At 73.4% G+C, this 26,684-nt stretch carries 23 protein-coding genes and 1 pseudogene; 7 read left to right on the top strand and 17 right to left on the bottom strand.

Going from position 1 to position 26,684, the window contains the following annotated elements; translation table 11 throughout:
- Window positions 1–127: 127 nt before the first annotated feature.
- A complete protein-coding gene (locus tag ABD299_RS02145; RefSeq protein ID WP_344258346.1) occupies window positions 128–2,137 on the bottom strand; it encodes a hypothetical protein in 2,010 nt (669 codons plus the stop codon).
- A 226-nt stretch (window positions 2,138–2,363) separates the two neighbouring features.
- Window positions 2,364–3,383: a glutamine synthetase gene (gene glnII / locus ABD299_RS02140; protein ID WP_344258344.1), complete on the bottom strand. Its 1,020-nt coding sequence runs from the start codon at window positions 3,381–3,383 to the stop codon at window positions 2,364–2,366.
- Window positions 3,384–3,575: 192 nt separating this feature from the next.
- Between glnII and ABD299_RS02135 the strand changes: the two genes are divergently transcribed.
- On the top strand, window positions 3,576–4,478 hold the full coding sequence (locus tag ABD299_RS02135) for a Gfo/Idh/MocA family protein (protein WP_344258343.1): 903 nt from the start codon (window positions 3,576–3,578) through the stop codon (window positions 4,476–4,478).
- Window positions 4,479–4,599: 121 nt separating this feature from the next.
- The gene (locus ABD299_RS02130) at window positions 4,600–5,418 is read left to right on the top strand and encodes a polysaccharide deacetylase family protein (RefSeq protein WP_344258342.1); all 819 of its coding nucleotides are present in this window, start codon (window positions 4,600–4,602) and stop codon (window positions 5,416–5,418) included.
- A gap of 27 nt (window positions 5,419–5,445) precedes the next feature.
- On the opposite strand, the gene ABD299_RS02125 is transcribed toward ABD299_RS02130, so the two are convergent.
- Both ABD299_RS02125 and ABD299_RS02120 read right to left on the bottom strand, forming a co-directional pair.
- Window positions 5,446–5,841 carry a DUF2795 domain-containing protein gene (locus ABD299_RS02125; protein WP_344258341.1) on the bottom strand — a complete coding sequence of 132 codons (396 nt, stop codon included), beginning with the start codon at window positions 5,839–5,841 and terminating at the stop codon, window positions 5,446–5,448.
- Between the two features lie 11 nt (window positions 5,842–5,852).
- Complete coding sequence (locus ABD299_RS02120; RefSeq protein ID WP_344258340.1) at window positions 5,853–7,025, bottom strand: baeRF2 domain-containing protein; 1,173 nt, start codon at window positions 7,023–7,025, stop codon at window positions 5,853–5,855.
- A 78-nt stretch (window positions 7,026–7,103) separates the two neighbouring features.
- On the opposite strand from ABD299_RS02120, the gene ABD299_RS02115 reads away from it, so the two are divergent.
- The 3 genes from ABD299_RS02115 to ABD299_RS02105 all read left to right on the top strand — a co-directional run bounded on the left by ABD299_RS02115 (window position 7,104) and on the right by ABD299_RS02105 (window position 9,802).
- Complete coding sequence (locus ABD299_RS02115; RefSeq protein WP_344258339.1) at window positions 7,104–7,364, top strand: DUF6158 family protein; 261 nt, start codon at window positions 7,104–7,106, stop codon at window positions 7,362–7,364.
- Between the two features lie 300 nt (window positions 7,365–7,664).
- The gene (locus ABD299_RS02110; RefSeq protein WP_344258337.1) at window positions 7,665–8,108 is read left to right on the top strand and encodes an SPW repeat protein; all 444 of its coding nucleotides are present in this window, start codon (window positions 7,665–7,667) and stop codon (window positions 8,106–8,108) included.
- A gap of 365 nt (window positions 8,109–8,473) precedes the next feature.
- A complete protein-coding gene (locus ABD299_RS02105) occupies window positions 8,474–9,802 on the top strand; it encodes a pectate lyase family protein (protein ID WP_344258335.1) in 1,329 nt (442 codons plus the stop codon).
- Window positions 9,803–9,931: 129 nt separating this feature from the next.
- Here ABD299_RS02105 and glnA read toward each other — a convergent pair whose 3' ends face one another.
- The gene (gene glnA / locus ABD299_RS02100) at window positions 9,932–11,347 is read right to left on the bottom strand and encodes a type I glutamate--ammonia ligase (RefSeq protein WP_344258333.1); all 1,416 of its coding nucleotides are present in this window, start codon (window positions 11,345–11,347) and stop codon (window positions 9,932–9,934) included.
- 229 nt (window positions 11,348–11,576) lie between these two features.
- On the opposite strand from glnA, the gene ABD299_RS02095 reads away from it, so the two are divergent.
- A complete protein-coding gene (locus tag ABD299_RS02095) occupies window positions 11,577–12,044 on the top strand; it encodes an RDD family protein (RefSeq protein ID WP_344258331.1) in 468 nt (155 codons plus the stop codon).
- Window positions 12,045–12,308: 264 nt separating this feature from the next.
- Here the strand turns inward: ABD299_RS02095 and ABD299_RS02090 are convergent, their stop codons facing one another.
- From ABD299_RS02090 to lipB, 4 genes are all read right to left on the bottom strand, one after another.
- On the bottom strand, window positions 12,309–13,022 hold the full coding sequence (locus tag ABD299_RS02090) for a DUF4191 domain-containing protein (RefSeq protein ID WP_344258330.1): 714 nt from the start codon (window positions 13,020–13,022) through the stop codon (window positions 12,309–12,311).
- Between the two features lie 48 nt (window positions 13,023–13,070).
- Window positions 13,071–13,274, bottom strand: a complete 204-nt coding sequence (locus ABD299_RS02085) for a hypothetical protein (RefSeq protein WP_344258329.1) — start codon at window positions 13,272–13,274, stop codon at window positions 13,071–13,073.
- Window positions 13,275–13,387: 113 nt separating this feature from the next.
- Entirely contained in the window at window positions 13,388–14,329 is a 942-nt protein-coding gene (lipA, locus tag ABD299_RS02080) for a lipoyl synthase (RefSeq protein WP_344258328.1), read from the bottom strand.
- Between the two features lie 63 nt (window positions 14,330–14,392).
- Window positions 14,393–15,184, bottom strand: a complete 792-nt coding sequence (lipB, locus tag ABD299_RS02075) for a lipoyl(octanoyl) transferase LipB (protein ID WP_344258327.1) — start codon at window positions 15,182–15,184, stop codon at window positions 14,393–14,395.
- Window positions 15,185–15,460: 276 nt separating this feature from the next.
- Between lipB and ABD299_RS02070 the strand changes: the two genes are divergently transcribed.
- Complete coding sequence (locus ABD299_RS02070; RefSeq protein ID WP_344258325.1) at window positions 15,461–17,020, top strand: NsdA family TPR-like regulatory protein; 1,560 nt, start codon at window positions 15,461–15,463, stop codon at window positions 17,018–17,020.
- Here ABD299_RS02070 and ABD299_RS02065 read toward each other — a convergent pair whose 3' ends face one another.
- From ABD299_RS02065 to ABD299_RS02030, 8 genes and pseudogenes are all read right to left on the bottom strand, one after another.
- Complete coding sequence (locus ABD299_RS02065; protein ID WP_344258323.1) at window positions 17,021–18,325, bottom strand: FAD-dependent oxidoreductase; 1,305 nt, start codon at window positions 18,323–18,325, stop codon at window positions 17,021–17,023.
- A gap of 286 nt (window positions 18,326–18,611) precedes the next feature.
- Window positions 18,612–19,538 (bottom strand): TIGR01777 family oxidoreductase, encoded by a 927-nt coding sequence (locus tag ABD299_RS02060; protein ID WP_344258321.1) that lies wholly within the window; start codon window positions 19,536–19,538, stop codon window positions 18,612–18,614.
- A gap of 50 nt (window positions 19,539–19,588) precedes the next feature.
- A complete protein-coding gene (locus ABD299_RS02055) occupies window positions 19,589–20,119 on the bottom strand; it encodes a DUF4240 domain-containing protein (protein ID WP_344258426.1) in 531 nt (176 codons plus the stop codon).
- A complete protein-coding gene (locus ABD299_RS02050; RefSeq protein WP_344258318.1) occupies window positions 20,119–21,162 on the bottom strand; it encodes a helix-turn-helix transcriptional regulator in 1,044 nt (347 codons plus the stop codon). Before ABD299_RS02050 ends, ABD299_RS02055 begins: the two co-directional genes overlap by 1 nt.
- Before the next feature lie 87 nt (window positions 21,163–21,249).
- Window positions 21,250–23,001: pseudogene (gene sucB, locus ABD299_RS02045) on the bottom strand (2-oxoglutarate dehydrogenase, E2 component, dihydrolipoamide succinyltransferase).
- A gap of 77 nt (window positions 23,002–23,078) precedes the next feature.
- Window positions 23,079–24,467, bottom strand: a complete 1,389-nt coding sequence (gene lpdA, locus ABD299_RS02040; RefSeq protein ID WP_344258315.1) for a dihydrolipoyl dehydrogenase — start codon at window positions 24,465–24,467, stop codon at window positions 23,079–23,081.
- 331 nt (window positions 24,468–24,798) lie between these two features.
- Window positions 24,799–26,358 carry a leucyl aminopeptidase gene (locus tag ABD299_RS02035; RefSeq protein ID WP_344258313.1) on the bottom strand — a complete coding sequence of 520 codons (1,560 nt, stop codon included), beginning with the start codon at window positions 26,356–26,358 and terminating at the stop codon, window positions 24,799–24,801.
- A gap of 126 nt (window positions 26,359–26,484) precedes the next feature.
- On the bottom strand, window positions 26,485–26,684 hold a 200-nt coding region (locus ABD299_RS02030; protein ID WP_344258311.1), incomplete at its 5' end, for an adenosylcobinamide-GDP ribazoletransferase.

The raw sequence follows: 26,684 nt of genomic DNA, 5'->3' as shown, positions 1-26,684 counted from the left end.
TCGGACGAGGAGGTGGAATCACGGAGCGCTGGCTACCGTGCCTCAGCACACCCGTCCCGCGGAAGACCGCATGGGCCAACAGCGGGCGACCGGCACATGACGGGAGGGGACACCGCGACGGGCGGGCTCAGCGCAGCACACCCAGCTCCCCGCCGTCCGCGAGGTGCGCCGTCAGCTCCACCTCCGCGTTCTCCTCGGCCGGGAGCGCCAGCGTGCGGCCCTCGGCCCGCCCCTCGGCCCCGCCGGCGGAGGTGATGGCGGTGACCTGCTCGCTGCCGGCCGCCAGCAGGTACCAGGTGTCCGAGGGGGCCTTCCACAGCACCCCGGCCAGCACCCGCGGATCGCGCGGGCCGCACTGCGGGCCGTCCTGCGACCCGGCCGCCACCGCGCCGGGCGCGCCGGGTTCCTGGCCGGGCACCTGGATCTGCGCCGTGGCGCGGCCGCCGCCTCCCCTCCAGGTCTCCGCCCTGGCACACACCCAGTGCGCCACACCCTGTTCCTCGGGCAGCACCTGTTCGGCGAACGCCCAGACGTTGACCGCCCGCACCCCGCCGCCGGTGAGCGAGGGCAGGTGGCAGGCGGTGCGCGCCCACTGCCGGCGGGCCTCCCCGGGCGGCACGTCCTGGGTGCCGGTGTCCGGAGGGCCGTATGTCAGCCGGGCCGGCAGGAGTTCGCCCAGATCGGCCAGGAGCGGGGAGGCAGCCGCCGTGCCGGGGTCCCCGGTGCCGGACAGCTCGAGCACTGGGTAGCGCTCGCAGCCCTCCTGCCCGGCCGGGCTGCCGTACGGCGCGGTCACCCCGTCCTCGGCGACTGCCAGACCGGTGGAGGTGCCCGCCGGGTCCCGCAGATCGGTGACGGCGGCCTCGGTCACCCAAGGAGCTGTCAGATAGCGGACGTTCCCGTCGGTGCGGCTGAGCACGACGGCGGCGGAGCCCGCCGCGTCGGCGCCGTCGGTGCGGGCGAAGTCCAAAGCGGCCGGGCCCGGACCCCCGGCCGGCTCGGCGTAGCGCACGAGACGCAGTCCGTCGTGCCAGATCACCACCGTGGTGCCGTCGCTCTCGCCCGCGTAGAGCAGGTGCGGCGGCCCGGGCGGCGGGCCGGTCGCGGTGCCCGGTGTGGCCGAGACCGCGACATCCTGCCCGGGCTCCGCCCACACGGCCAGCGCGCGCCGCAGCAGCGACTCGTCGCCGGCCGCCGTCCCGCGGGCCGGCCAGACGGAGAAGTCCAGCCGGGCGGCCTTCCGCCAGGCCCGCGGATCCGCCCGGTGCAGCTCCTGCGGGTCCAGTGCCGCCCGCGCGGCGGCCCCGGCCGCCGGGCCGCTCCCGTCCGCCCGCTCCCAGCCGGGCAGCGTCAGCAGCAGCGCGGCGACCAGCGCCAGCGCCGACCCGGCCGCCGTGGCGGCGCGCGTGTGCTGGCGTCTGCGCAGCAGGTCGGTGGGGCGGGCCTGCAGCGAGCAGGGGTCCGGCACCGGGACCGGACCGGACTCGCAGCCGGTGTCCCGGGCGACCGTGTCGGCGGTCCGCACGGCCTGGCGGGCCTGTTCCTCCCGGACCCCGGAGGCCTGCAGCAGGGCCGTGGCCGCCGAGGCCGGCAGGCCCTCCAGGCGACGCAGCGCGAACGCCGCGCGGGCCGGTGCGGAGACCTTCGACAGGGCCTGCTCCAGGGCCAGTTCCTCGGCGCCGCCGGAGCGGGGGAACAGCGAGAGTCCGAGCACCCGCGGCAGCAGCCGGGGCGGCCGGGGGAGCCGGCGCAGTTCCCGGCCGGCGATCCGCGGCGGACGTCCCGCGGCCAGCGCCGCGCGCAGTACGCGCAGCCGCAGACAGGCGTAGCCCGCCTCGTCCCCGCCGTCGCGCCGGCCGTCGCGCTGGTCGGGCAGGTGCTGCGGCACGGCCTGCGGACCCACCCGGCGCTCGCGGGGCAGTGCGCCCTGCACGACGGAGTGCGCGGTCAGCACCCGGCGTTCACGGCCCAGCGCCGGCGGCAGCACGAGATGCCCCAGGCGTACCAGCCGGGGATAGTGCTCGATGAGCGCGGCCTCGGCCTGTTCGAGACCGACGGGCCGGTCGGCCGCGTCGGTCTCTTCGAAGGGGGCACCGGGGCGGACGTGGTCGCCTGCGGGGGCGTTGCGTGCGGGCATACCCGGCAGAACGAGCCGGCCCGCCGTGGGTTACTCACGCCGGGGCGCCCGTGCGCCCGGCTCCCCGGTGCGGGACCTCCGGCGGGTGCGTGCACCTGGCGACGGCGGGGCACGTGGCGCGGCGCACCGAAGGCGCCCGCCGGTGGCGGGCGCCTTCGGTGTCCCCCCGGCGGTGCCGAGCTGCGGGGCTGCCGGGGGGACGGGTGCGGGCCGGGCCGCGGGGAGGTCAGACCAGCCCGGCCGACTCCAGTTCGGTGCAGCAGGTGTCGACCATCAGACGGGTGACCACGTAGGGGTCCACGTTGGCGTTGGGCCTGCGGTCCTCGATGTAGCCCTTCTTGTCCTGCTCGACCTGCCAGGGGATACGGACCGAGGCACCGCGGTCGGAGACGCCGTAGCTGTAGCGGTCCCAGGGGGCCGTCTCGTGGGCACCGGTGAGACGGTCCTCGACGCCGACGCCGTAGTTCTTCACGTGCTCCAGCGGCTTGCCGTCCTTGCCCAGCGCCTCGCAGGCCGTGATGATCGCGTCATAGTTCTCGCGCATGGCCCTGGTGGAGAAGTTGGTGTGCGCTCCGGCGCCGTTCCAGTCACCCTTGGCCGGCTTGGGGTCGAGGGTGGCGGAGACGCCGAAGTCCTCCGCCGTGCGGTAGAGCAGCCAGCGCGCCACCCACATCTGGTCGGCGACCTCCAGCGGGGAGAGCGGGCCGACCTGGAACTCCCACTGGCCCGGCATGACCTCGGCGTTGATGCCGGAGATGCCCAGGCCCGCGGCGAGGCAGTGGTCGAGGTGCTTCTCCACGATGTCGCGGCCGTGGATCTCGTCGAAGCCGACGCCGCAGTAGTAGCCGCCCTGCGGCGCGGGGAAGCCGCCCACCGGGAAGCCGAGCGGGCGGGTGCCCTCGAAGAAGGTGTACTCCTGCTCGATGCCGAACAGCGGTTCCTGAGCGGCGAACCGCTCGGCGACCGGGCGCAGTTCGGCGCGGCTGTTGGAGGGGTGCGGGGTGCCGTCGGTGTTGAACACCTCGCACAGGACCAGGATGTTGTCGCCGCCGCGGATCGGGTCCGGGTAGGAGGCGACGGGCTTCAGCACGCAGTCGGAGGCGTGGCCGGCCGCCTGGTTGGTGCTGGAGCCGTCGAAGCCCCAGACCCCGGGTTCGGCGCCGTCCGCGAGGATCTTGGTCTTGGAGCGCAGCTTGGCGGTCGGCGCGGTGCCGTCGATCCAGATGTACTCGGCCTTGTAGCTCACGGTCGTGCTCCTCCGGGGTCATCGCGGGTGCGGCGTGCACTGCCGTCACTGTCGCCAGCCGCCGTTTCCCGGCAATTGCCCGGCTGTTAAGGCGCGGTGAACTGCCGCGCGCGTTCGCCCGGTGTCCGGCGGAGAGGTGCCCGCCGTAGGGTGGGAGCGCTACCACCCGAGGCGAGGGAAAGAGGCATCCGCATGAGATTCGGCCTGCTCGGCACCGGTCCCTGGGCCCGGATGACACACGGCCCCGCGCTGGCGGAGCACCCCGGCGCGGAACTCGCCGGGGTGTGGGGGCGCCGCCCGGAGGCTGCCGGAGAGCTGGCGCGGGAGCTGGGCACCCGCGCCTACGATGACGTGGGCGCGCTGCTGGCCGACTGCGACGCGGTGGCCGTCGCGCTGCCGCCGGACGTCCAGGCGCCGCTGGCGGTGCGGGCCGCCGAGGCGGGCTGTCACCTGCTGCTGGACAAGCCCGTCGCCTCCACGCCCGAGGGAGCGCGGGCGGTGGCCGAGGCCGCCGAGCGGGCGGGCGTGGCGTCGGTGGTGTTCTTCACCCTGCGGTTCGCCTCGCTGACCGGGGACTGGGTCACCGAGCGGGCCGCGGAGGGCGGCTGGGTGACCGGCCGCGCGGACTGGCTCTCCCCCATCTTCGGCGGTGCCGACAGCCCGTTCGCCGCCTCGCCCTGGCGGCGGGAGCGCGGTGCCCTCTGGGACGTGGGCCCGCACGCGCTGTCGGTGCTGATGCCCCCGCTGGGTGATGTCGTGGATCTGGATACGATCCGGGCGGCCCGGGGGCCGGGGGACATGGTGCATTTCGTGCTGCGGCACGAGTCCGGCGCCTCCAGCACGGTCACGGTCAGTCACACCGTTCCGCCCGCCGCCGCCGAGGTGACCGCGGTGCTGCGCGGCAGCTCCGGGGTGGCGACCCTTCCGAACTGGTCCGACGGAGGACCGGTGCGCCCGTTCCTGCGTGCGGTGGACGCCCTGCGGGCGGCGGTGGAAACCGGCGAACCCGACGCCTGCGACGTGCGCTTCGGGGCCCGGGTGACCGAGATCCTGGCCGCCGTCGAGGCGGTGGCCGGGCCCACGGAGGCGGAGTGACGGCGGGGCGGGCGACCGGAGGTCCGTTCGGGTGCGGTGTGCAGCGGGCGTGGTGTCGTTTCGTCGCTTCCGGTGGGTTTCGTGAGAACAGTGAGTCATGTCATATGATTCATACGATAAAATGCGAATCTCGCGGAGGGTGCTTCTCGGAGCGGCCGGATGCCTCGGGCTGGTCGCGGTGAACCGCGCACTGCTCGGGCCGGGCGACGGGCCGGAGGGCCCGGACCCGGTTCCGCCGGCCGGCGCTCCGGGACAGGCGTCACCCGCCGACACCGCGGCCTACCGGCTGCGCCCCTTCGCCGGAACCGGCTCCGTCCCCTCGGCACCCGGACGGCCGCCCACCGCGGTCCGCCGGGCAGCGGCGAAAACCTTGCCGGGGCCCGGCCGGCGGATCGCCCTGACCTTCGACGACGGCCCGCACCCCCGCCACACCCCCGAGGTGCTGGAGATTCTGCGCCGGTACAACGCCCCGGCCACCTTCTTCGTCATCGGGGAGAACGCCGCCTGGAACCCGGACCTGCTGCGGGCCATCGCCGACGACGGTCACGTGGTCGCCAACCACTCCTGGAGCCATCCGCAGCTGAATCTGATCTCCCGGGCCCGGGTGCGCGAGGAACTCGGCCGCACCAGCGAGGTGATCGAGAAGGTGCTCGGGGAGCCGCCCCGCTGGGCCCGCGCACCCTACGGCGTCTGGGACCGGGCCTCACTGACCATCTGCGCAGAACTGGCCATGGAGCCGCTGGGCTGGTCCATCGACACCAACGACTGGACCCGGCCCGGCTCCGGGGCCATCTCCTCCGCGGTGCTGGAGGGCGCACACTCCGGCGGGATCGTGCTGGCTCACGACGGCGGCGGCGACCGTGGGCAGACCGTCCAGGCACTGCGCCATTACCTGCCCAGACTCAGGGACCGGGGCTTCGCGCTGGTCGCCCGGGCCTGAGGCCGGGCGGACCTGAGGGGCGGCGGGTCAGGACTCGGGCCGGCGGCCCAGCGCGGTGACAACCTCCTGCACGTTGCCGAACGTCTCCTCACCGGGGAGCCGCCGCACGGCCTCCAGGAGACCGTCGGGGGCGTTCTCCTCCCGAAGGACGTTCACGAGGTCGTCCCGGTGGCCAGGGAAGGCAGTCCGGCGCAGATGCCGGGCCAGATCGGAACGGAACTCCTCGTCGGCGGCCTCCCGCCGGGCGGAGGCGTCCGGCGGCACCGGCCCGGCCCCCACGTCCGGGTCGTCCTCCGCCGACGGCTCCGGCTCCCGCCACTCCTCGGCGTGCGTCGTGCCTCCGCCGCGCAGCTGTCCCTGCAGTTCCTGCTTCATCTCATCGTCCCGCCGCGCGTTCAGCCGGCTGTTGCCCCGGTCCTCCATGATGGCCTCCTTCAGCTTTCCGGTGTGCGGTTCTCCGCGCGGCCCTCGGACTCGACGGGCCAGCGCAGCAGCGCGCCGAGCCCGCCGGCCGGCAGGTCGCCGTCGGCCTTCGCCACCGCGCCCACCGACAGGACCTCGGCGCCGGTGACAGCCGCGGACCGCAGCAGCGCGTCGTCCGCCCGTGCCGGTTCCGGATCGGTGTCGCCCAGGTACTGGACCTCGGTGCGGCGCACCGCCACCTGATCCGGCTCGCGGCCCACCCAGACCTCGCGGTGCGTCTCCGGCGCGTCCGGCCGGACCAGCAGCGTGGCGATCCGGTGCTCCCTGGCCGCGTCCACCAGCGCCGGCGTGCCCTCCACGGCATCCAGCCGCCCCTCGGTGTCCGGTGCCCGGGCAGCCAGGAAACGGTCCACCGTGGCCTCCACCCGCCGGCGCGCGTGCGCGGCGCGCAGTTCCTCGATCTCGGCCTCCAGTTGCGGGGAGGAGGACCCCTCGGCACGCCCGCCGAACTCGGTCTCCGCCGCCACCGCCCGGTCGCTCTCGGGGAGCCGGTCCCTGACCGCGCGCCGCTGGCGGGGGTCCCCGGCCAGCACGATGAGCTCGGCGCCGGTCTCGGTGCGGCAGGCGGCCAGGTTCTCCGCCACCACGGCGGCGTTGCGCTCCCAGGTGTCCTCGACGCCCTGCTGGAACCGGCGCTCCGACCAGTCCTTGGAGGCGGTGCGGTTCAGGGGCCATTCCTCACCGGTGACGGTGCCGGCGGAAGCGGCGCCCAGCGGGCCGCGCAACTCGAAGTCGGCGCCGGTCCGGTCGATGTAGGCGACCAGGCAGGACGGGTGACCGTCGGCCAGCTCCAGCAGCGGAGCGGTATGGGGCAGCGGTGCCCACCAGGTCTGCAGACCGCCCGGAGGCTCCTCGGCCAGCGCGGGGTCCAGGACGACCTCGCCGTCGGCGGCGAACACCGCCCGGCCCGCGGGTGCGTCGGTGCGCGGGAGTGCGGCCAGCGCCTCGTACACCGCCCGGCAGGTCTTGCTGTCCGCGCCCTGCTCAGCCAGTTGTTCGCCGGCGGCGCGGGCGCTCAGCTCGTGCCGTGCGGCGGCGTCCTCGGTGGTGAACGAGGTGCCGAAGCAGACCGACGCCCAGGGGCCGGGGCGTTCGTACAGCGGACTGAGGAATCCGAGTTCCATGGGCTCCTCCTCGGGTGGGAGCGGGTGGCCGAACCGGGTACCCGGCCGGTGGCCATTGACACGGAAGGAGTCCGCCTGATGGGCATCGCACGCGACAGCACCGCACGTGAGAGGGGTTCCGGCATCGATCCGGCCGCGCTGGACGAGGCGCAGCTGCTGCGGGAACTCGAGGTCATCCACCGGACCAGGCACGACACCCTGCTGCACGGATCGGCCGACGCGCTGGCCAATCACAACGTCCGCATGGCGCAGCTGGAGGGGGAGTACCTGCGGCGCCACCCGCACCGCCCCGTCTCCGCCGGCCGCACCCGGGAGGGGGCCAGGGAACGCGGAATGTGAGAGGGGTGAGAGGGCATGGTTTGCGTCCGCCGGGCCGGGGCACCCGATCCCCTGGCCGACGCGAGTGGCCTCCGTAGGGGACAAGGCCCCGGGCAATGGGAGATCAGGGCTCCCGCCCGGGGCCGCCCCGCGTCCGGCGCCCGGCGGGCCGGGCCCGCCGCACACCCTCCCGGAAATCTCACCGGACTGTGACCTCCAAGGATTTGGGCATAGTTGGACAAAAGGCATAATGGGGGTGTGTGGCCCGTGTACCTCTCGGTGCACCCCGCACTCGCACGGGTCCGAAGGAGGTGGCTTGCGATGGCTGACGTCTCGCACCGCGGCACTGATCTGGCCGGACACCCCGACACCATGGAGATGCGGGCGCGCTACTCCCGTGTGATGGGCGGCCAGGACGTGACCCTGGTGGACGCTCCCGTGTTCCTGGCGGGGCTGTACCTGGCGATCTCGCCGTGGGTGGTCAACTTCACGGCGTCACAGCCCACCCTGGTGATCCACAACCTCATCGTGGGTGTGGCTGTCGGCCTGCTGGCCCTGGGCTTCGCCGTGGCGCCGGAGCGCATGTACGGGCTCGGCTGGGGGCTGTGCGCCATCGGTGCATGGCTGGTCGTCTCCCCGTGGGTGGTGGGCAGCAGCCCGGACGCCGGGGTGATCTGGAACCAGGTCGTGACCGGCGGTGTCATCTTCCTGCTCGGCATCGTGGGGGCCGCTCTGCTCCTGCAGGGCAGGAGGGGCACCAGGTGACCCGGCGCGGCCCGCGGAGACGGGCCCANGGAGCCTCGCTCCGGGCGGGCACCTTCTTCTGTCCGCGGTCGCGGCCCTCGGCTCTGCCCGGCCGTCGGAGCGGACGGGTGAGCGGCGCGATGCAACCGCTTGCAACTTCGTGCTGTTCAAGAGGTCTCCGGCCCGCCTCGCGTTGCGTGGGTGTTCTCCCCGCTCTCGTCCGATCCCTTGTTTCACAGGGGTAATGGAAGGACCATGTAGCACACCGTCGTGTCCAGAGCTGCGAGGGGCGATACAAGCCTTTGCAGTGATCGCGGTGTTCTCCGGCTGCTCGCTGTGCCGGTTTCCCCGCACGGACCCGTCCGAGAGGAGAAGGAGAGACACCGATGAGACCCTTGACCAAGGTGATCACCGCAGCGTGCGCGGCCGCGCTTCTGGCGGGCGCCGTACCGGCCGCGTCCTCGGCCCGGCCCCCGGCCGGACCGCCCGGGGACCCCGGGGCCGGGCTGGGGCACGAGGTGCTGGGCCCGCGTGACGGCTGGGCCGCCTACGGCGCCGGCACCACCGGAGGTGCCTCGGCCGCGCCCGAGCACGTGTACACCGTGTCGAACCGCTCCGAACTGCTGGAGGCGCTCGGCGAGCCCGGCGACGACACCCCCAGGATCATCTACGTCGAGGGCACCGTCGACATCAACGTCGACGACCGGAACCAGCCGGTGGACTGCACCCACTTCGCCGATCCCGAGTACACCCTGGAGTCCTATCTGGCGGCCTACGACCCCGGTACATGGGGAATGTCCGAGCGTCCCCACGGACCTCTGGAGGAGGCCCGGGCCCGTTCCCACCGGAACCAGGCCGAGCACGGCGTCTACCGGATTCCGTCCAACACCTCGCTCATCGGCCTCGGCGAGGACGCCCGCATCACCGGGGGCGCGATGTACGTCCGCGGCGCGCGGAACGTCATCGTCCGCAACATCACCTTCGCCGACAACGCCGACTGCTTCCCGGCCTGGGATCCACTGGACGGCTCCGCGGGGAACTGGAACTCCGAGTTCGACGCCATCTGGGTGCACAGCTCCACCAACGTGTGGCTGGACCACAACACCTTCGACGGCGGCGGCCGGCCCGAGCAGGAGTACTTCGGCCGCACGTACATGGTCTACGACGGCTCGGTGGACATCACCCGCGGTTCGGACCTGGTCACCGTCTCCTGGAACCACTACGACAACTACGACAAGGGCATGCTGGTGGGCGGCGGTGACGGTCACTCGGAGGACATCGGCCGGCTGCGTGTGACCTACCACCACAATCTCTTCGAGAACGTCATGCAGCGCTCGCCCCGGGTGCGGCGCGGCCAGGTGCACCTGTACAACAACTACTACAAGGTGGACAAGGGAGGGATCTTCGACTACGCGTGGGGCGTGGGGCTGGAGTCGGGGATCTACGCCGAGAACAACTACTTCGAGGGCCCGGTCGACCCCGGCCGGATCGCCCACCGCTGGAACGGCACCGACCTGTACGAGCGCGGCACGTATCTGAACGGCACATCACGCCGTCATCTGGTGGACGTGGTGGCCGAGCACAACGCGGCCCGTCCCGGCCAGGAGATCGGCAGGGACGTCGGCTGGGAGCCCTGGCTGTACGAGAAGGCCGACCCGGTCGGATCCGTGGTGAGGAACGTCCCCCGGAACGCCGGGGCCGGCAAGCTCCGCTGACGGCGCCCGGAACCTTCCCTCGGCCCGGCCCGGCGTCGGTGCCGGGGCCAGGACACGAGTGGCTGCCGCCCGCATCGCGGGCGGCAGCCACTCGAGCCGTGCCTCCGGCCGGATCCGTTCGGGGGAACCTCAGATGTCGAAATAGAGCTCGAACTCGTGCGGGTGCGGGCGCAGCTGCATCGGGGCGATCTCCTTCTCCCGCTTGTACTCCACCCAGGTTTCGATCAGGTCGGCGGTGAAGACGCCGCCGGCCTGCAGGTACTCGTTGTCCGCCTCCAGGGCCTCCAGCACCGCGGGCAGCGAGGTCGGGACCTGCTCGACGCCGGCGTGCTCCTCGGGAGCCAGCTCGTAGAGGTCCTTGTCGATCGGCTCGGGCGGCTCGATCTTGTTCTTCACGCCGTCCAGGCCGGCCATGAGCAGCGCCGAGAACGCCAGGTACGGGTTGGAGGACGGGTCCGGCGCGCGGAACTCCACGCGCTTGGCCTTCGGGTTGGCCCCGGTGATCGGGATGCGCATCGCCGCGGAGCGGTTGCGCTGGGAGTACACCAGGTTCACCGGCGCCTCGAAGCCCGGCACCAGGCGGTGGTAGGAGTTCACCGTCGGGTTGGTGAACGCCAGCAGCGAGGGGGCGTGCTTGAGGATGCCGCCGATGTAGTAGCGGGCGGTGTCCGACAGCCCCGCGTAGCCCTGCTCGTCGTAGAAGAGGGGGGTTCCGCCCTGCCACAGGGACTGGTGGACGTGCATGCCCGAACCGTTGTCGCCGAAGATCGGCTTGGGCATGAAGGTCGCGGTCTTGTTGTTGCGCCAGGCAACGTTCTTCACGATGTACTTGAAGAGCATCAGGTCGTCGGCGGCGGCCAGCAGGGTGTTGTACTTGTAGTTGATCTCGGCCTGCCCGGCGGTGCCCACCTCGTGGTGCTGGCGCTCGACCTCCAGGCCTGCCTTCATCAGCTCCAGGCTGATCTCGGCGCGCAGGTCGGCGAAGTGGTCCACCGGCGGGGCCGGGAAGTACCCGCCCTTGTAGCGGACCTTGTAGCCGCGGTTGCCGCCGTCCTCGATGGCGCCGGTGTTCCAGGCTCCGGCGACGGAGTCGATGTAGTAGTAGCCGGCGTTCGACTTGGTCTCGAAGCGCACGTCGTCGAAGACGTAGAACTCCGCCTCGGGGCCGAAGAACGCGGTGTCGGCGATGCCGGAGGAGGCCAGGTACGCCTCGGCCTTCTTCGCCACGTTCCGCGGGTCACGGCTGTACTGCTCGCCCGTGATGGGGTCGTGGATGAAGAAGTTGATGTTGATCGTCCTGTCCCGGCGGAACGGGTCGACCCGCGCGGTGGACAGGTCGGGGATCAGGGCCATGTCGGACTCGTGGATCGCCTGGAAGCCGCGGATCGACGACCCGTCGAACATCAGCGGCTCGGCCGGGTCGAAAGCGCCGGCCGGAATGGTGACGTGCTGCATGATGCCCGGCAGGTCACAGAAGCGAACGTCGATGAATTTGACGTCGTTGTCCGCGATGTACTTGTTGATCTCGTCGGCGTTCTGGAACATCCGATGTCCTCCTCGGCCCGCCACAGGGACGGGGATGCGCAGCTCGGGTAGCAGTCCGGTGCAACGTCCTGCCGGGGCCGACCCTAAGGACGGGCGATTACTCGGGCATGACCCGGTTGTTTCACTGATGTTAACCGGACAGTTCGTACCTACCCGCCCGGGCGGGCCCGTGTGCCCGGGCCGCCGTCCCGCTGCCGGGAGCCGGCGGGCACCGCGCTACGGTGGACGGGTGGACAACAGGCAGGCAATCGGATCGTGGCTCTCCGGCCCGCGCGCCGCGGCCGAGCAGATGGGCGTCGACTTCGGCCACCGCGGGCAGCGGCTGGGTCTCCCGGAGAGCGGGCCGGGCTCGATCGCCCCGCTGGGGCGGCGCTTCGGGGCCCTCTTCATCGACTGGGGCCTCTCCTCCCTGATCGCATACGGTCTGCTCTCCGACGGCCGGGCGGCGTCGACGAGCAACTGGACGCTGATCGTCTTTCTGGCCATGGCCGTGCTCACCGTCGGCACCCTCGGTCTCACCCCGGGCAAGCGCCTGATGGGGCTGCGGGTGGTCGCCCTGTCCGGGCAGCGGCTGAGCCTGCCGCGCGCGGCCTTGCGCACCGTCCTGCTGGGACTGGCGATCCCGGCGCTGATCTGGGACCGCGACACCCGGGGACTGCACGACCGGTTCTCCGGGGCGGTGCAGATCCGCGTCTGAGCGTGTTCCCGCATCCGGGCGCGGAGGGCTTGCGAGGCGTTCGGTCCGTCCCCGCGGGTTCCTCGGTGAGCTTCATACCCTTGGGCATGGGCCCCCTTCGGAAGCGGCATGCAGCTCATCAGGCCGTCCGTCCGCGTCCCCGTGTCCGAGCCCGAGGGCGCTTGTGAGCAGGGAGACACGCGAGGGGCCCGGTACCGTCCTCACGGTACCGGGCCCTGCCGCTGTTCGTATCGCTGTTGCTCGTCGGTTCTCCGGGGGTGCGGTTCAGCGGCCGCGCCCGCGGGGGGTGCCGCCGCCGGGTCCCTTGGGGAGCTTCATGCCCTTGGGCATGGGCCCCTTCGGGAGCGGCATGTTGCTCATCAGGTCGCCCATCGCCCGCAGCCGGTCGTTGACCTCGGTGACCCGGGTACCGGGCAGCACCCGCGGCAGCTTCATGACCTTCGAGCGCAGCTTCCGCAGCTCCACCTGGTCCTCGCCCTTGCCGACCACCAGAACGTGCACCGGGACGTCGGAGACCACCCGGGCCATCCGCCGCTTCTCGGCCGCCAGCAGGCCCTTCACCCGGTTCGGGTTGCCCTCGGCGACCAGCACGATGCCGCACTTGCCCACGGCCCGGTGCACCACGTCCTGATTGCGGTTCATCGCCACCGCAGGGGTGAACACGAAGCCGCGCTTGATGTTCTCCAGCACGGCCGCGGCAGCCCCCGGCTGGCCCTCCATCTGTGCGAAAGCCGCTCGCTCGGCCCGCCGTCCGAACACGATCGCCATGGTCAGCAGGGCCACCAGGAAGCCCAGGATGCCCAGGTAGACCGGGTGGCCCAGCAGGAAGCCGATGGCGAGGACAGCACCGAAGGTGCCCAGGCCCACAGCTGAGAGGACCAAGCCGATCCAACGGTCGACCCGCTTGGTCATCTTGTAGGTCAGAGCGATCTGCTTGAGCCGCCCCGGATTCTCGGAGTCCTTTTCCTTCCTCGCCATGCGGCAAGTTTACGGTCCCCCCGGAGGCCACGCGCCCACGGGTCGGACTCAGGCCCCCGGCAGCTCACGGGGCGCGGCGGCGCCGTCGGCAACAGCCCTGAGCGCCCGTTCCGCCTCGCTGCGGTCGAAGGCCCGGCGGCGGTCCTCCAGGACCCCCGCCCAGGCGTTGCGCCGGCCGCCGGCCAGCAGCGCCCGGTCCAGCGCGCGCAGGGTGCCGGACAGGACCGGCCCCACGGGTGCCGCGAAGTGCATGACAGTCCCTCTTCTCCCGGCGGAACATGGTATGTCCCGATCGTCGCACCATGGTGTTACCAGGTGGTGACCGACGGGTCAAAACCGTGCGCATGTCCAGGCCGGGCGGCCGGTCAGGCCGCCCGGTCCGCCTCGCGGCGCTCCAGCGCCTGCCGGTACAGGCGCCCCGCACGGTAGGAGGAGCGCACCAGCGGCCCGGACATCACGCCCGCGTAGCCGATCTCCTCGGCCTCCTGCTGAAGCTCGGTGAACTCCTCGGGCTTGACCCAGCGCTCCACCGGGTGGTGCCGGGGGGTCGGCCGCAGGTACTGCGTGATGGTGATCAGCTCGCAGCCGGCGTCGTGCAGATCACGCAGAGCCTGGCTGACTTCCTCCCGCGTCTCGCCCAGCCCCAGGATCAGGTTGGACTTGGTCACCAGTCCGTCCTCGCGGGCCTCGGTCAGCACCCGCAGCGAACGCTCGTAGCGGAAGGCCGGCCGGATCCGCTTGAAGATCCGCGGTACCGTCTCGACGTTGTGCGCCAGGACCTCCGGGCGCGAGGAGAAGACCTCGGCCAGCTGCTCGGGCACCGCGTTGAAGTCCGGGATGAGCAGTTCCACACCGGTGTCCGGCATCAGCCCGTGGATCCGGCGCACCGTCTCGGCGTACAGCCAGGCGCCGCCGTCCTCCAGGTCGTCGCGTGCGACGCCGGTGATGGTGGCGTACTTCAGCTCCATCTGCCGCACCGACTCCGCCACCCGGCGCGGTTCGTCCCGGTCGAGCTCGGCGGGCCTGCCGGTGTCGATCTGGCAGAAGTCGCACCGGCGGGTGCACTGCTCGCCGCCGATGAGGAAGGTCGCCTCGCGGTCCTCCCAGCACTCGAAGATGTTCGGGCAGCCGGCCTCCTGGCACACCGTGTGCAGGCCCTCGCGCTTCACCAGGGACTGCAGCGCGTTGTACTCCGGCCCCATCGTCGCCCGGGTCTTGATCCACGGGGGCTTGCGCTCGATCGGGGTCTGACTGTTCCGGACCTCGAGTCGCAGCATCTTGCGACCGTCGGGTGCGACAGCGGACACGTCCGGCTCCCTACACTTTCGATTCATCGGCGAACACCAGCGTACGCCTGTGGTTGCAAGATCTCAGACTGGGCGGGGCTCCGGGACGGCGGCCCCCAGAACCGCCCGCAGGTGTTTCTCCACCACGGGGACGACCTCCTGGACCGTCACCCGGCGCCCCAGCTCCGCGGAGAGCGAGGAGACCCCGGCGTCCCGGATGCCGCACGGCACGATGCGGTCGAAGGACGTGTTGTCGGGATCACAGTTCAGCGAGAAGCCGTGCATGCTGACGCCCTTGGCGATCCGGACCCCGATGGCTCCCAGCTTGCGGTCCTCGCCGCGCTGCCCGGCATTGGAGGGCGCGTACTGGGGGCCGGACAGTCGGGGGTCGAACTCCTCGTCGTTCAGCCGCGGGTCGAAGTCGAGCGACAGCCCGCCGGCGGCGAGCGCCGGGGACGGGTCGGCGATCGCGTCGCCCAGCACCCACACCCCGCTGCGTCCCTCCACCCGGGTGGTCCGGAGCCCGAACTCGGCGCAGGTGGCGATCAGCGCGTCCTCCAGCCGCCGCACGTGGGCGATCACGTCCACCGGGCGCGGCAGCTTCAGGATCGGGTAGCCCACCAGCTGCCCCGGCCCGTGCCAGGTGATCTTGCCTCCGCGGTCCACGTCGATGACCGGCGTGCCGTCCAGCGGGCGCTCGCTGTCCTCGGTGCGCCGGCCCGCGGTGTACACCGCCTGGTGCTCCAGCAGCAGGCAGGTGTCGGGAATCTCGTCGGCGAAGCGGGCGGTGTGCACCCGCCGCTGCTCCTGCCAGGCCGCCTCGTACTCGACGGCGTCGGCGCCGAATCCCAGATGGACAAAGCGCAGCTCGCTCACGGCATCTCCTGAATCGCCCGGGAGCGGCGGCCCACGGCCCGTTCCTCGCTCACCGAGGCTCCTTCTCGTCGTACGTCCCGGGGGAGTCGGGGCGTCCGCCTCCACTGTACGGCCGGGTTCGGCCGGAGCCCCAGGGGGCCCGTGGCTCACACGTACGGATGAACCTTCGGCCGTGGCGGCGAGGCGTGCGAGCCGGGCCGTTACATTCGCGCCGTTCCAGCAGAGCACCGACCCGACCTCTGCCGCCCAGCCGTAAGGCAGGAGACCGCATAGCTGATGTCCACGGAACATGCCGGCCACGCGCCGTCGTCCCCCCAGTCCCCCCTGCCCCCGCAGCAGTCCTCCGAGCCACCGCCTCCCTCACCGCAGCGGACCCCCAACCGCCAGCTGGCCGCCCTGATCGCCGAGGCGGGCTTCTCGCACGCGGGGCTTGCCCGCCGCGTCGACCAGCTCGGGCTGGAACACGGCCTGGACCTGCGCTACGACAAGACCTCCGTCACCCGCTGGCTGCGCGGCCAGCGGCCGCGCGGGACCACCCCCGCCCTGATCGCGGAGGTCTTCACCCGCCGGCTCGGCCGCCGGCTCTCCGCCCAGGACCTCGGCCTGGAGGCCTGCGCTCCCGTCTACGCGGGCCTGGAGTTCGCCGCCACCCCCACCGAGGCCGTGGACATCGTCTCCGGCCTGTGGCGCAAGGACTCCGGCAGCTACGCCGAACTGCGCAAGATCGCCTTCACCCCCGCCGGGCTGGTGGTGCCCAGCCGGGACTGGCTGATCGGCCGCCCCGACGACCGGGTGGCGCGCGGCGAGCCTTCCGAAGGGCCCTCGGCCCGCCCGCTGGTACGCGTCCCCGAGCAGGGACGGGGCACCGCGGCCCAGCCCTCGGCACCCCGGCCGGCGCCCCGGCCGGCCGACCGTGTCGAACGCGGCCCGGGCCAGCGCGTCACCGCGGGTGACGTCGCGGCCCTGCGCTCGGTGGCGGAGCTGTTCCGCGCGCTGGACAACGCCTACGGCGGCGGCCACGCCCGGCAGGCCCTGGTGCGCTACCTCGAGCACGAGCTGGAGCCGATGCTGCGCGGCTGCTACGGCGAGCAGACCGGCCGCCGGCTCTTCTCCGCCGCCGCCGATCTGACCCGGCTGGCGGGCTGGACCGCCTACGACATCGCCGCGCACGGACTGGCCCAGCGGTACTTCGTGCAGGCCCTGCGGCTGGCGCAGGCCGCCGGGGACCGCTCCTACGGCAGCTACGTGCTGGTCTCGATGAGCAGGCAGGCGGTCTACCTGGGCCACGGCCGGGAGGCGGTGCAGCTGGCCCGAGTCGCCCAGCAGGGCATGGCCAGCTCCGCGGCCCCCGCCGTCCAGGCGCTGCTGCACGCGGTGGAGGCCCGCGGCCACGCGCTGCTGGGGGAGGTGCGGTCCTGCACCGCCTCACTGGCCAGAGCCGAGCGGGCGCTGGAGTCCGCCCGTCCCGGGGAGGACGTGCCCCCGTGGGCCCGGTTCTTCGACGAGGCCCAGCTCGCCGACGAGTTCGGCCACAGCCACCGGGATCTCCAGCAGTACCGGGCGGCCGCCCGGCACGCCGAACGCTCCCTGCAGCTGCGCGGTGCGGGCTTCGCGCGCAGCCGGCTGTTCTGCCGGGTGGTACTGGCCACCGCCCGGCTCGGCCTCGGGGACGTCGAGCAGGCGTGCGTACTGGGTGCCGAGGCCGCGCAGCAGGCCGCCGGGATGCGCTCGGTGCGGGCGCACGAGTACGTGCAGGACTTCGAGCGCCGGCTGGAGCCCTACCGGGACGCCGCGGCGGTCCGCGGGTATCGAGAGCGGACCGCCGCCCTGGGCTGATCAGGCGATCGCCGGGACCGCCGGCCGGGCGGCACCGGCCGCGGCGGACGGACGCACGCCGATGTCCTGCAGCAGTGCCGTCGCGGCCCGCAGGGCCGAGGACAGCTCGCCGAGGACGCCCGGTGTCTCCCGGTGGTCGCCGCACACGTACAGGCCGCCCAGCAGCCGCACCCGTCGCTGGGTGGTGCACGGTGGCGGGAATGCGGGCGTCGCCTCGGCATCGTGGTGCGCGGCGAGCAGGTCCCAGGTCCGGGCCGGTGCCCGGTGCAGCAGGCTGAGCTGCGCGCGCACCGCCCGGTCGAGGGCGGCCACCGGCAGGCGGGCGGCGGCGCCGAGCACCACGGACGTGACCAGCGTCCGCCCGGCCGGGGCCCTGGACGGGTCCACGCCGGACGCGGCAAGGGTGTGCGCGACGGGCCCCCGCCGCGCGGTGTCCACGACCAGCGCGGCGCCGGCCGGGAGCGGGCCGGGCGCCGCGTGATGCAGCACGGTGGCCTCGTGGAAGGCCGGGACGCGCAGTCCCGGAACCAGCCGGGCGGCTTCCCCCGCCCCGGTGGCCAGCACCACCGCCCGGCACCCGAGGGTGCCGTGGCGCTCGGTGCCGACGGCCGTGGTGGTCACCGACACGGCCCGCACGCCGGTGCGCACGCTGCCCTCGGGCAGCGCCTCGGCGAGCAGGCCGGGCAGGACGTCCGACCCGCCGGCGGTCAGTGCCAGACCGCCGCGGGCGAAGGACCGGAGCAGGAGATCACTGAACCTGCTGGAGGTCGCCAGCTCAGGGTCCCCGAGCAGAGCGGCCAGCAGCGGGCGCAGCGACCCCCCGGCGATCCTGGCGGGTATGCCGCGGACGGCCAGGGCCCGTGCGGCGGTCAGTTCGGGCCTGGCGCGCAGCCGCTCCTCGGGGAGACTGCCCAGCCTCCCCAGATTCGCGCGGAGCCAGGCCTGGTCGAAGGCCGCCGCGAGCGAGCGGGCACGGACGGCGGGCTGGGACAGCCCCGGCCGGGCGCCGAGCCGGTGCACATGGCCCGGGCCGTGCAGCAGCACCCCGGACAGCGGGCGCAGCGGCAGTCCGTCGGGAAGCGGCGAGCTGCCCCGGGCCCCGGGAACGGTGAGCCGGCCGGTGCGGTCCAGCCGGAACCCGTCGCGGTGGTCGGTGGCCAGCCGGCCCCCGATCCGGTCCCGGGCCTCCAGGACGGTCACCGCCAGTCCCGCGGCGGTCAGGTGACGGGCTGCGGCCAGGCCGGCCGGGCCGGCCCCGATGATGACGACGTCGGTTTCGGTGCTGTGCGTATGGCTGTGTGGCACATGCCCCTCCGGGTGAGGCGGCCGGGCGGCGGGCCGGGGCGGGCAGCGCGGGCCGCCCGCCGGGCCGTCCGGCCGGGTATACCTGCTGGACCTGGCGGACCGGTGGACGCGGCGGAGAACTGACGGGGTGATGCCCGTTCCCGGCGCGGGCAATGCCCGGACCGGAGCCGACCATAGAACGTCCACGGTGCCCCCGCCCCTCGCGCACGCACCGGGCACGGGCGCACAGCGGGTCGCATCGTGCGTGCACCATGCATCCGGTGCGCGCCGTGCCGGGCCCCGGCGGTCAGCGCGATGCCAGGGCCGCCCGCACGGCGTCCTCGATGCCCGGGTGGGCGAAGGTGAAACCGGCCTCCAGCAGCCGGCGCGGCAGCACCCGCTGGCTGCCCAGGACGTCCTCGGCGAAACCGCCCAGGGCCGCCCGCAGTACCGGCGCCGGCACGGGGAGCAGGGTCGGACGGCGCAGCACCCGGCTCATCGCCGCGGTCACCTCGCGGTTGGTGACCGGTTCCGGGCCGGTGAGGTTCACCGGCCCGGACAGCGGAGCGCCGCCGGGCGGATCCGCACGGAGCAGGAAGCGCAGGGCGGCGATCTCGTCGTGCAGGGAGATGAAGCTCCAGTACTGCCGTCCGCTGCCGAGCCGCCCGCCCAGTCCGGCCCGGAAGACGGGGAAGAGCCTTCCCCACGCCCCGCCGGAGGCGGCCACCACCAGCCCGGTGCGCGCGAACACCGTGCGCACGCCCGCCTCCCGCGCGGGGTCCGCCGCGGCCTCCCAGTCGCGGCACACCCCGGCGAGAAAGGTGTTCCCGGCCGGGGCGTCCTCGTCCACGGCACGGTCGCCGGTCTCCCCGTACCAGCCGATCGCGCTCCCGCACACGAAGGTCCCCGGCGGCCGCTCCAGGGTGGCGAGGGCCTCGGCGAGGGCGGCGGTGCCGTGGACCCGGCTGTCGCGGATCTCCCGCCGGTAGCTGTCGGTCCAGCGCTTGCCGGCGACGCCGGCGCCGGCCAGATGGACCACGGCGTCGCAGCCCTCCAGCGCGGCGGCGTTCACCTCGCGGTCGCGGCCCGAGGGGTCCCACCGGGCCTGGTCCGGCTGCTGCGGCGGGCGCCGGACGAGTGAGCGGACCTGGTGTCCGTCCGACCGCAGGGAGTCCACCAGAGCGGAACCGATGAGCCCGGAGGAGCCGGTGACGGCGATGCGTTGCGACTGCATGGCCGCCATCCTGCTGCACCCGCGCACGGGCGGCCAGGGTGCCCCGCCGGTCAGCGGCCGTCCGGCCCCCGGAACCGCCGCCACAGCCGCGGGCAGGCGGCGGCCAGAGCCGCGTCGTCCTCGAAGTCCGGGGGGACTCCGACGGGCTCCGGCGGGGGCTCCTCCAGGCCGAGTTCCGGCAGTTCGAGCCCGGTGAGCTGCTCGTAGGCGTCGAACGCGGCGAAACCCAGGTCCTCCGCCTCCCCGTCCCTCTCCTCGTCGAAGCTCTCCAGCAGATCCGCCAGGGAGTCCGGGTCGTGGAGAGCGCCCTCGAAGACCTTGCGGCCCTGCCCGATGAGCCAGCACCGGAAGTTCTCGAAGGTGTCGTCGCTCGCCCCGTCCAGCAGGACCCAGGCGGCGCTCCACAGATCCCACCGGTAGGCGCGGAGGAAGCGCGACTCGAAGTGGCGGGCGAACATGGTGACGGCATCCGGGTCGAGCTCCGTGAGGCGGTCGACCACCAGCTCGGCCTGCGTGTCCGGGTCGCCGCCGGCGGCTTGCCGGCAGCCGTCGATGATCTCCCAGAATTCCGTCTCGTCCATCACGAGAACCAGGATCCAGGCTGCGGGCCGTGGTCGCACCCGCACGGCGCGTCCGGCGTGGCGGCCTGCCCGTACAGGTCCGCCAGACGGCGGGCGTCGGCGGCCATCCGCCCGCGCAGCTCCGGCGGTTCCAGCACCTCGCCCTCCGGGCCCAGGGTCCTGAGCTGCTCGTGGGCGACCTCCAGGCTCTCCACGGGCAGTGTGACGGTCACCCGGCCCCGTGCGTCGGGCGGACCGGCGGCGGCCAGGGCCTGCCGGGCGGCCTCGCCGTCCGTGACGTGCGGCAGCCGGCGGGCTCCCGCCGGGGTCAGGCGCACCACCGCCTCGGCCCGCAGGAGGGAGCGGGCGAACTCCTCCGCCCGCTCGGCCCAGAAGGCGGGGAGGTCGAAGCCGGTGTCACGGTCGAACCGGGTGCCGGTGACCCGGGCTCCGGTCATCCGGTCCACCCGGTAGACCCGGAACGGGCCGGTCCCGCCGGCCACCCGGGCGGCCAGATACCACACGCCCGCCTTCAGGATCAGGCCGTGCGGGTCGAGAGTGCGGACGACCTCCTGTCCGCCGCGCCGCCGGTAGCGGACCTCGGTACGCAGATCGTCGCGGACCGCGGCGGCGACCTCGGGCAGCAGCCGGGGCGTGCCGTCCTGCCGCCACCAGCCGGGGGCGTCCAGGTGGAAGCGGCGCGCCGCGCCGTCCGGCGCCCCGGACAGGTGAGGGGCGAGTGCCGCCGAGACCTTCAGCCGGGCCGCCGCCGCGGCCTCCGCCAGGCCCATGCCGTGCAGTGCGGACGGCACGCCGGACAGGAACAGCGCCTCCGCCTCGCTGCGGTCGAGGCCGGTCAGCCTGGTCCGGTAGCCGCCCACCAGCCGGTAACCACCGCCCCGGCCGCGGTCGGCGTACACCGGGACGCCCGCTCCGGAGAGCGCCTGGATGTCCCGGGCCACGGTCCGTTCGGAGACCTCCAGTTCGGCGGCCAGTTCGGCGGCGGTCATCGTCCGCCGGTTCTGCAGCAGCAGCACCATCGTGATCAGCCGGGCAGCGCGCATGGCCCCATCATGCCCCTGGACGCGCCGCGCCCCGCCCGGGAGACCCGGACGGGGCGCGCAGGCCGCCGGCCGGGCCGGCGGGGTGGGTCAGAGACCGAGCTCGGCCTCGAACTCGCCGGCCTCCAGGCGGTCCTTGACCGTGGTGAGGAACCGGGCGGCGTCCGCGCCGTCCACGATCCGGTGGTCGTAGGTCAGGGCCAGGTAGACCATGTCGCGCACGGCGATGGTCTGTCCCAGGTCCGGGTGGTCCACGACGACCGGACGCTTGACGGTCGCGCCGATCCCCAGCATGCCGACCTGGGGCTGGTTGAGGATCGGGGTGTCGAACAGGGCGCCGCGCGAGCCGGTGTTGGTCACCGTGAAGGTGCCGCCCGACAGCTCGTCCGGCTTCAGGCCGCCGTCCCGGGTGCGCTTGGCCAGGTCGGCGGTCTTCTTGGCGATGCCGGCCAGGTTGAGGTCGCCCGCGTTGTCGATGACCGGGACGAACAGCCCCTTCTCCGTGTCCACCGCGATGCCGATGTTCTCGACGTCGTGGTAGGTGATGGTGTCGTCGTCGTTCACCTTGGCGTTGACGACCGCGTGCACCTTCAGCGCCTCGGCGGCGGCCTTGACGAAGAACGGCATCGGGGAGAGCTTGACGCCTTCCCGCCGCAGGAAGTCCTCCTTCGCGCGCTCCCGCAGCCGCATGACGCGGGTGACGTCCACCTCGATCACGGTGGTCAGCTGCGCCGAGACCTGCAGCGAGCCGACCATGTGCTTGGCGATGGCCTTGCGCACCCGGGTCATCGGCAGCGTCTGCCCGCGCAGCGGCGAGGGCTCGGCCTTCGCCGGTGCCTTGGCGGGCGCCTCGGCGGCGGCCGGCTCGGCCTTTGCCTTCTTCGCGGCCTCGGCGGCCGCGACGACGTCCTGCTTGCGGATGCGGCCGCCGACGCCGGTGCCGCGCACGGTGCTCAGGTCGACGCCGTGCTCGCCGGCCAGCTTGCGCACCAGAGGGGTGACGTAGGCACCGCCGTCGCCGCCCTGGGAGGGGGCGGGAGCCGGGGCCTCGGCACGCGGCTGCGCGGGAGCGGGCCGGGCCGGGGCGGGCTCGGGCTTCTTCTCCTCCCGCGCCGGAGCGGGTGCCGGAGCGGGCTCGGGGGCCGGCTCGGGCTTCCTCTCCTCCTGCTTCGGCGCCTCCTCCTGCTTCGGGGCGGGAGCGGGCTCGGCCTGCCGCGGCGCGGCGCCGGCCGCGCCGATCACGGCGAGCCGGGCCCCGACCTCGGCGGTCTCGTCCTCGCCGACCACGATCTCCAGCAGGGTGCCGGCGACCGGCGCGGGAATCTCGGTGTCGACCTTGTCGGTGGAGACCTCCAGCAGCGGCTCGTCGGCCTCGACCTCCTCGCCGACCTCCTTCAGCCAGCGGGTGACCGTGCCCTCGGTCACCGACTCGCCCAGCGCGGGCAGCACCACGTCGGTGCCCTCCGCGGAACCGCCCTGCCCGCCCTGGCCCGAGGGGGCCGGCTCGGGCTCGGCCTGCTGGGCCGGTGCCTCCTGGGCGGCCGGCTCCGGCTCCGGCTCCGGCTCCGGGGCGGGCTCCGCCGCCTACCCGCCGCCGTCGCCGGAGCCGTCGTCGATGACGGCCAGTTCGGCGCCGACCTCGACCGTCTCGTCCTCGGCCACCCTGATGGAGGTCAGGGTGCCCGCGGCCGGGGCGGGGATCTCGGTGTCGACCTTGTCTGTGGAGACCTCGAGCAGCGGCTCGTCGGCCTCGACGCGCTCACCCTCGGCCTTCAGCCAGCGGGTGACGGTGCCCTCGGACACGCTCTCACCGAGCGCCGGCAGGGTTACGGAAACCGCCATGGTTTCTGTTGCTCCTTACGGGAAGTGCGGATGGTTGCGCGCTCTGTGAGACACGCGGCCCGGGTCCGTCCTGCGGATCAGTCGTGGGCGTGCAGCGGCTTGCCGGCCAGGGCCAGGTGAGCCTCGCCCAGGGCCTCGTTCTGGGTGGGGTGCGCGTGGACGAGCTGCGCGACCTCCGAGGGCAGCGCCTCCCAGTTGTAGATCAGCTGGGCCTCGCCCGCCTGCTCGCCCATCCGGTCGCCCACCATGTGGACGCCGACCACGGCACCGTCGCGCACCTGGACGAGCTTGATCTCGCCCGTGGTCTTGAGGATCTTGCTCTTGCCGTTGCCCGCCAGGTTGTACTTGAGGGTGACGACCTGGTCGGCGCCGTAGATCTCCTTGGCCTTGGCCTCGGTGATGCCGACGGAGGCGACCTCCGGGTGGCTGTAGGTGACGCGCGGCACGCCGTTGTAGTCGATGGGCACCGGGTTCAGCCCGGCCAGGCGCTCGGCGACCAGGATGCCCTCGGCGAAGCCGACGTGGGCGAGCTGGAGCGTGGGGATCAGGTCGCCCACGGCCGAGATCGTCTCTACATTGGTCCGGCAGTACTCGTCCGTCAGTACGAAGCCGCGGTCCATCGCGACTCCGGCCTCCTCGTAGCCGAGCCCCTGCGAGACCGGGCCGCGGCCGATGGCCACCAGCAGCAGCTCCGCCTCGTGGGTCTTGCCGTTGTCCAGCGTGATCCGGACCCCGCCGTCGGTGTACTCCACACCCTTGAAGAAGGAGCCCAGGGAGAACTTGATGCCGCGCCGGCGGAAGGCTCGCTCCAGCAGCTTGGAGACGTCCTCGTCCTCGGCCGGGACCAGGTGCGGCAGGCCCTCGACGATGGTGACCTCGCTGCCGAAGGACTTCCACGCGGAGGCGAACTCGCAGCCGATGACGCCGCCGCCCAGCACCAGGACGGACTTCGGGACCCGGTCGAGGGTCAGCGCGTGGTCGGAGGTGATGATCCGCTCGCCGTCGATCTCCAGGCCGGGAAGGGTCCGCGGCACCGAGCCGGTCGCCAGCAGGATGTGCCGGCCGGTGTAGCGCTGGCCGTTCACGTCCACCGAGGTGGGGGAGGACAGCCGGCCCTCACCCTCCACATAGGTGATCTTGCGGGACGCGATGAGGCCCTGCAGGCCCTTGTACAGACCGGCGACGACGCCGTCCTTGTACGAGTTCACCGCGGCCATGTCGATGCCCTCGAAGGTGGTCCGCACGCCGAACGAGGCGCCCTCGCGCGCCTGGTCGGCCAGCTCGCCGGCGTGCAGCAGGGCCTTGGTGGGGATGCACCCGTTGTGCAGGCAGGTGCCGCCCACCTTGCTCTTCTCGATGAGGGCGACATCCAGGCCCAGCTGCGAGGCGCGCAGGGCAGCCGCATAGCCTCCGCTGCCGCCACCGAGGATCACTAGGTCGAAAACGGTGCTGGCGTCGTTCGCCACGTCACGTCCTCCATGCATGGGTTTCGCCGGCGTCGGTCGACGGTGACCGGCCGGCGGCTTGTGGTGCCCGCTTGGTCGCGCGGTTGTCGGTGGCTCGCTCGGGGAGAGCCGGGCCGCCCTGCCCTGCAAGGCTTCGCCGGAACAACATCTTCGCACTTGTCGCGCGAGGATGAGACGCCGGGCCACCGGCTGAGACCGCTCGAAACGGGACGGATCGGGACATCGTGGGCGCACCGGGGCGGAACTACCCGCCGGTAGGGCCCCGACCGCCGCAGCGGCCGGGGCACTGCCGGAGGCATCGGGCCGTCCCGGAACGCGGCCCTCCGGGCGGTCAGCGGCTCAGCTCGCCCTCCGCGGCCCGTTCGGCCAGCCGCACCAGCGTGCGTACGGCCGAACCCGTACCGCCCTTGGGCGTGTAGCCGAACGCGGCGCCCTCGTTGAAGGCCGGTCCGGCGATGTCCAGGTGGCCCCAGGTGGTGCCGTCGGAGACGAACTCCTTCAGGAACAGCCCCGCCGAGAGCCCGCCGCCCATCCGGTCACCCACATTGGCCACGTCGGCGACCTGCGACTTCATGCCCTCCATCAGTTCCGCGGGCAGCGGCAGCGGCCAGGACTGCTCACCGGCCTGCCGGGCGGTGTCGTGCAGCAGCTCCCGGAAGGCGTCGTCGTCGCTCATCACGCCGAAGGTGCGCTTGCCCAGGGCCACCACCATGGCTCCGGTCAGCGTGGCCACGTCCACCAGGGCGTCGGGGGACTCCTCGCAGGCGCGGGTCAGTGCGTCCGCCATCACCAGCCGGCCCTCGGCGTCGGTGTTGAGCACCTCCACCGTCTTGCCGCTGTACATCGTGAGCACGTCGCCCGGCCGGCACGCCGACCCCGAGGGCATGTTCTCCGCCAGCGCCAGCCAGCCGGTCACGTTGGCCTTCACACCGAGCCGGGCGGCGGCCACCACGGCGGCCAGCACGGCGGCGGCGCCGCTCATGTCGCACTTCATGGTCTCGTTGCTGCCGGCCGGCTTCAGCGAGATACCGCCCGAGTCGTAGGTGATGCCCTTGCCGACCAGCGCCAGCGAGGCGGCGGCCTTGGAGTGCCGGTAGGTGATCCGCACCAGCCGCGGCGGCGACTGGGACCCCTGGCCGACCCCCAGGATGCCGCCGTAGCCGCCCTTGGCCAGCGCCTGCTCGTCCAGCACCTCGATCTTCAGCCCGTGCTCCTTGGCCGCCGTCTGCGCGGCCGCGGCGAAGTCGGCCGGGTTCAGCGCGTTCGGCGGGGTGTTGACCAGGTCCCGGGCCCGGGCGACCTCCTCGGCCAGCACGGTGGCGCGCTCGGCCGCGGCCCGGTGCGCCTTGTCCTTGGCCTCGGTGTCCAGCACGGTGATCTCGGCGGGCGGGGCGGAGGCGTCCTTCGCGTTCTTCCCCCGGCCCTCCTTCTTGCTCTCGGTGCTCCTGCCGCGGAAGGAGGTGAAGGCGTAGGCGCCCAGCAGCGCGCCCTCGCAGACCGCGGCGACCGCCGCCTCGTTCCCGGCGGGCAGGGCGAGGGCGACGTGCCCGGTGCCGGCCAGGGAGCGGACCGCGGCGCCCGCCGCGCGGCGCAGCGTCTCCGCCGGATAACCGTCCTCCTCCCGCGGGGCGGAGCCGAGCCCTGTCGCGACCACGAGCGGGGCCCGTACACCGTCCGGTGCGGGGATCCTGGTGACCTCGTCCTCACCGCCCTTCACGCCGAGGGCTTCCAGGAGGGCGGGCAGCTTGTCGCCGAAGGCGGCGCCGACGGCCGCCGCGGTCTGCGGTCCGGGGGCGAGGACGGGCCCGCTCTCGCCCTTGGCAACGCCGATGACCACGGCGTCCGCACGCACCGTTGCGGCGGATGTATTGCTGAGGGTCAGTGAAGTCACGGTGATGGAGATCCTGTTCCGTCGTGGGTGGGAGGTCCGCGGCCCGGGGTTGCCGGACCGGCTCCGGAGGGTTACGAGCCTACGCCGGACCCGCCCGGAGGCCGGGATCAGGTACGGCCGTGCCGCTCACGAGCCCCCCACTGCCAGGGTGACCAGGGCGGCCGTGGCCGCCGTCTCGGCCAGTGCCCCGAACACGTCCCCGGTGACCCCGCCCAGCCGCCGCCGGCAGTGGCGCAGCAGGAGTTCGGCGCAGCCCAGCCCCAGCGCGGCGGCCGCGGCGGCGGAGTGCCAGGGGCCGGCCGCCGCGCCGGCGGCCCCGCACAGCC

It is taken from the genome of Streptomyces sodiiphilus (assembly GCF_039529215.1).
GTDB lineage: Bacteria > Actinomycetota > Actinomycetes > Streptomycetales > Streptomycetaceae > Streptomyces > Streptomyces sodiiphilus.
This window is presented reverse-complemented; position numbering and strand designations above follow the sequence as displayed.

What these genes read in the sequence shown, in the direction of transcription:
- ABD299_RS02050 (WP_344258318.1), bottom strand. Translation starts at nt 21,162, where the DNA reads ATGCGCGCTGCCCGGCTGATCACGATGGTGCTGCTGCTGCAGAACCGG.
- ABD299_RS02115 (WP_344258339.1), top strand. Translation starts at nt 7,104, where the DNA reads ATGGGCATCGCACGCGACAGCACCGCACGTGAGAGGGGTTCCGGCATC.
- ABD299_RS02110 (WP_344258337.1), top strand. Translation starts at nt 7,665, where the DNA reads ATGGCTGACGTCTCGCACCGCGGCACTGATCTGGCCGGACACCCCGAC.
- ABD299_RS02125 (WP_344258341.1), bottom strand. Translation starts at nt 5,841, where the DNA reads ATGGAGGACCGGGGCAACAGCCGGCTGAACGCGCGGCGGGACGATGAG.
- ABD299_RS02055 (WP_344258426.1), bottom strand. Translation starts at nt 20,119, where the DNA reads ATGGACGAGACGGAATTCTGGGAGATCATCGACGGCTGCCGGCAAGCC.
- glnA (WP_344258333.1), bottom strand. Translation starts at nt 11,347, where the DNA reads ATGTTCCAGAACGCCGACGAGATCAACAAGTACATCGCGGACAACGAC.
- ABD299_RS02070 (WP_344258325.1), top strand. Translation starts at nt 15,461, where the DNA reads ATGTCCACGGAACATGCCGGCCACGCGCCGTCGTCCCCCCAGTCCCCC.
- ABD299_RS02135 (WP_344258343.1), top strand. Translation starts at nt 3,576, where the DNA reads ATGAGATTCGGCCTGCTCGGCACCGGTCCCTGGGCCCGGATGACACAC.
- ABD299_RS02130 (WP_344258342.1), top strand. Translation starts at nt 4,600, where the DNA reads ATGCGAATCTCGCGGAGGGTGCTTCTCGGAGCGGCCGGATGCCTCGGG.
- ABD299_RS02120 (WP_344258340.1), bottom strand. Translation starts at nt 7,025, where the DNA reads ATGGAACTCGGATTCCTCAGTCCGCTGTACGAACGCCCCGGCCCCTGG.
- ABD299_RS02105 (WP_344258335.1), top strand. Translation starts at nt 8,474, where the DNA reads ATGAGACCCTTGACCAAGGTGATCACCGCAGCGTGCGCGGCCGCGCTT.
- ABD299_RS02090 (WP_344258330.1), bottom strand. Translation starts at nt 13,022, where the DNA reads ATGGCGAGGAAGGAAAAGGACTCCGAGAATCCGGGGCGGCTCAAGCAG.
- ABD299_RS02060 (WP_344258321.1), bottom strand. Translation starts at nt 19,538, where the DNA reads ATGCAGTCGCAACGCATCGCCGTCACCGGCTCCTCCGGGCTCATCGGT.
- ABD299_RS02085 (WP_344258329.1), bottom strand. Translation starts at nt 13,274, where the DNA reads ATGCACTTCGCGGCACCCGTGGGGCCGGTCCTGTCCGGCACCCTGCGC.
- ABD299_RS02145 (WP_344258346.1), bottom strand. Translation starts at nt 2,137, where the DNA reads ATGCCCGCACGCAACGCCCCCGCAGGCGACCACGTCCGCCCCGGTGCC.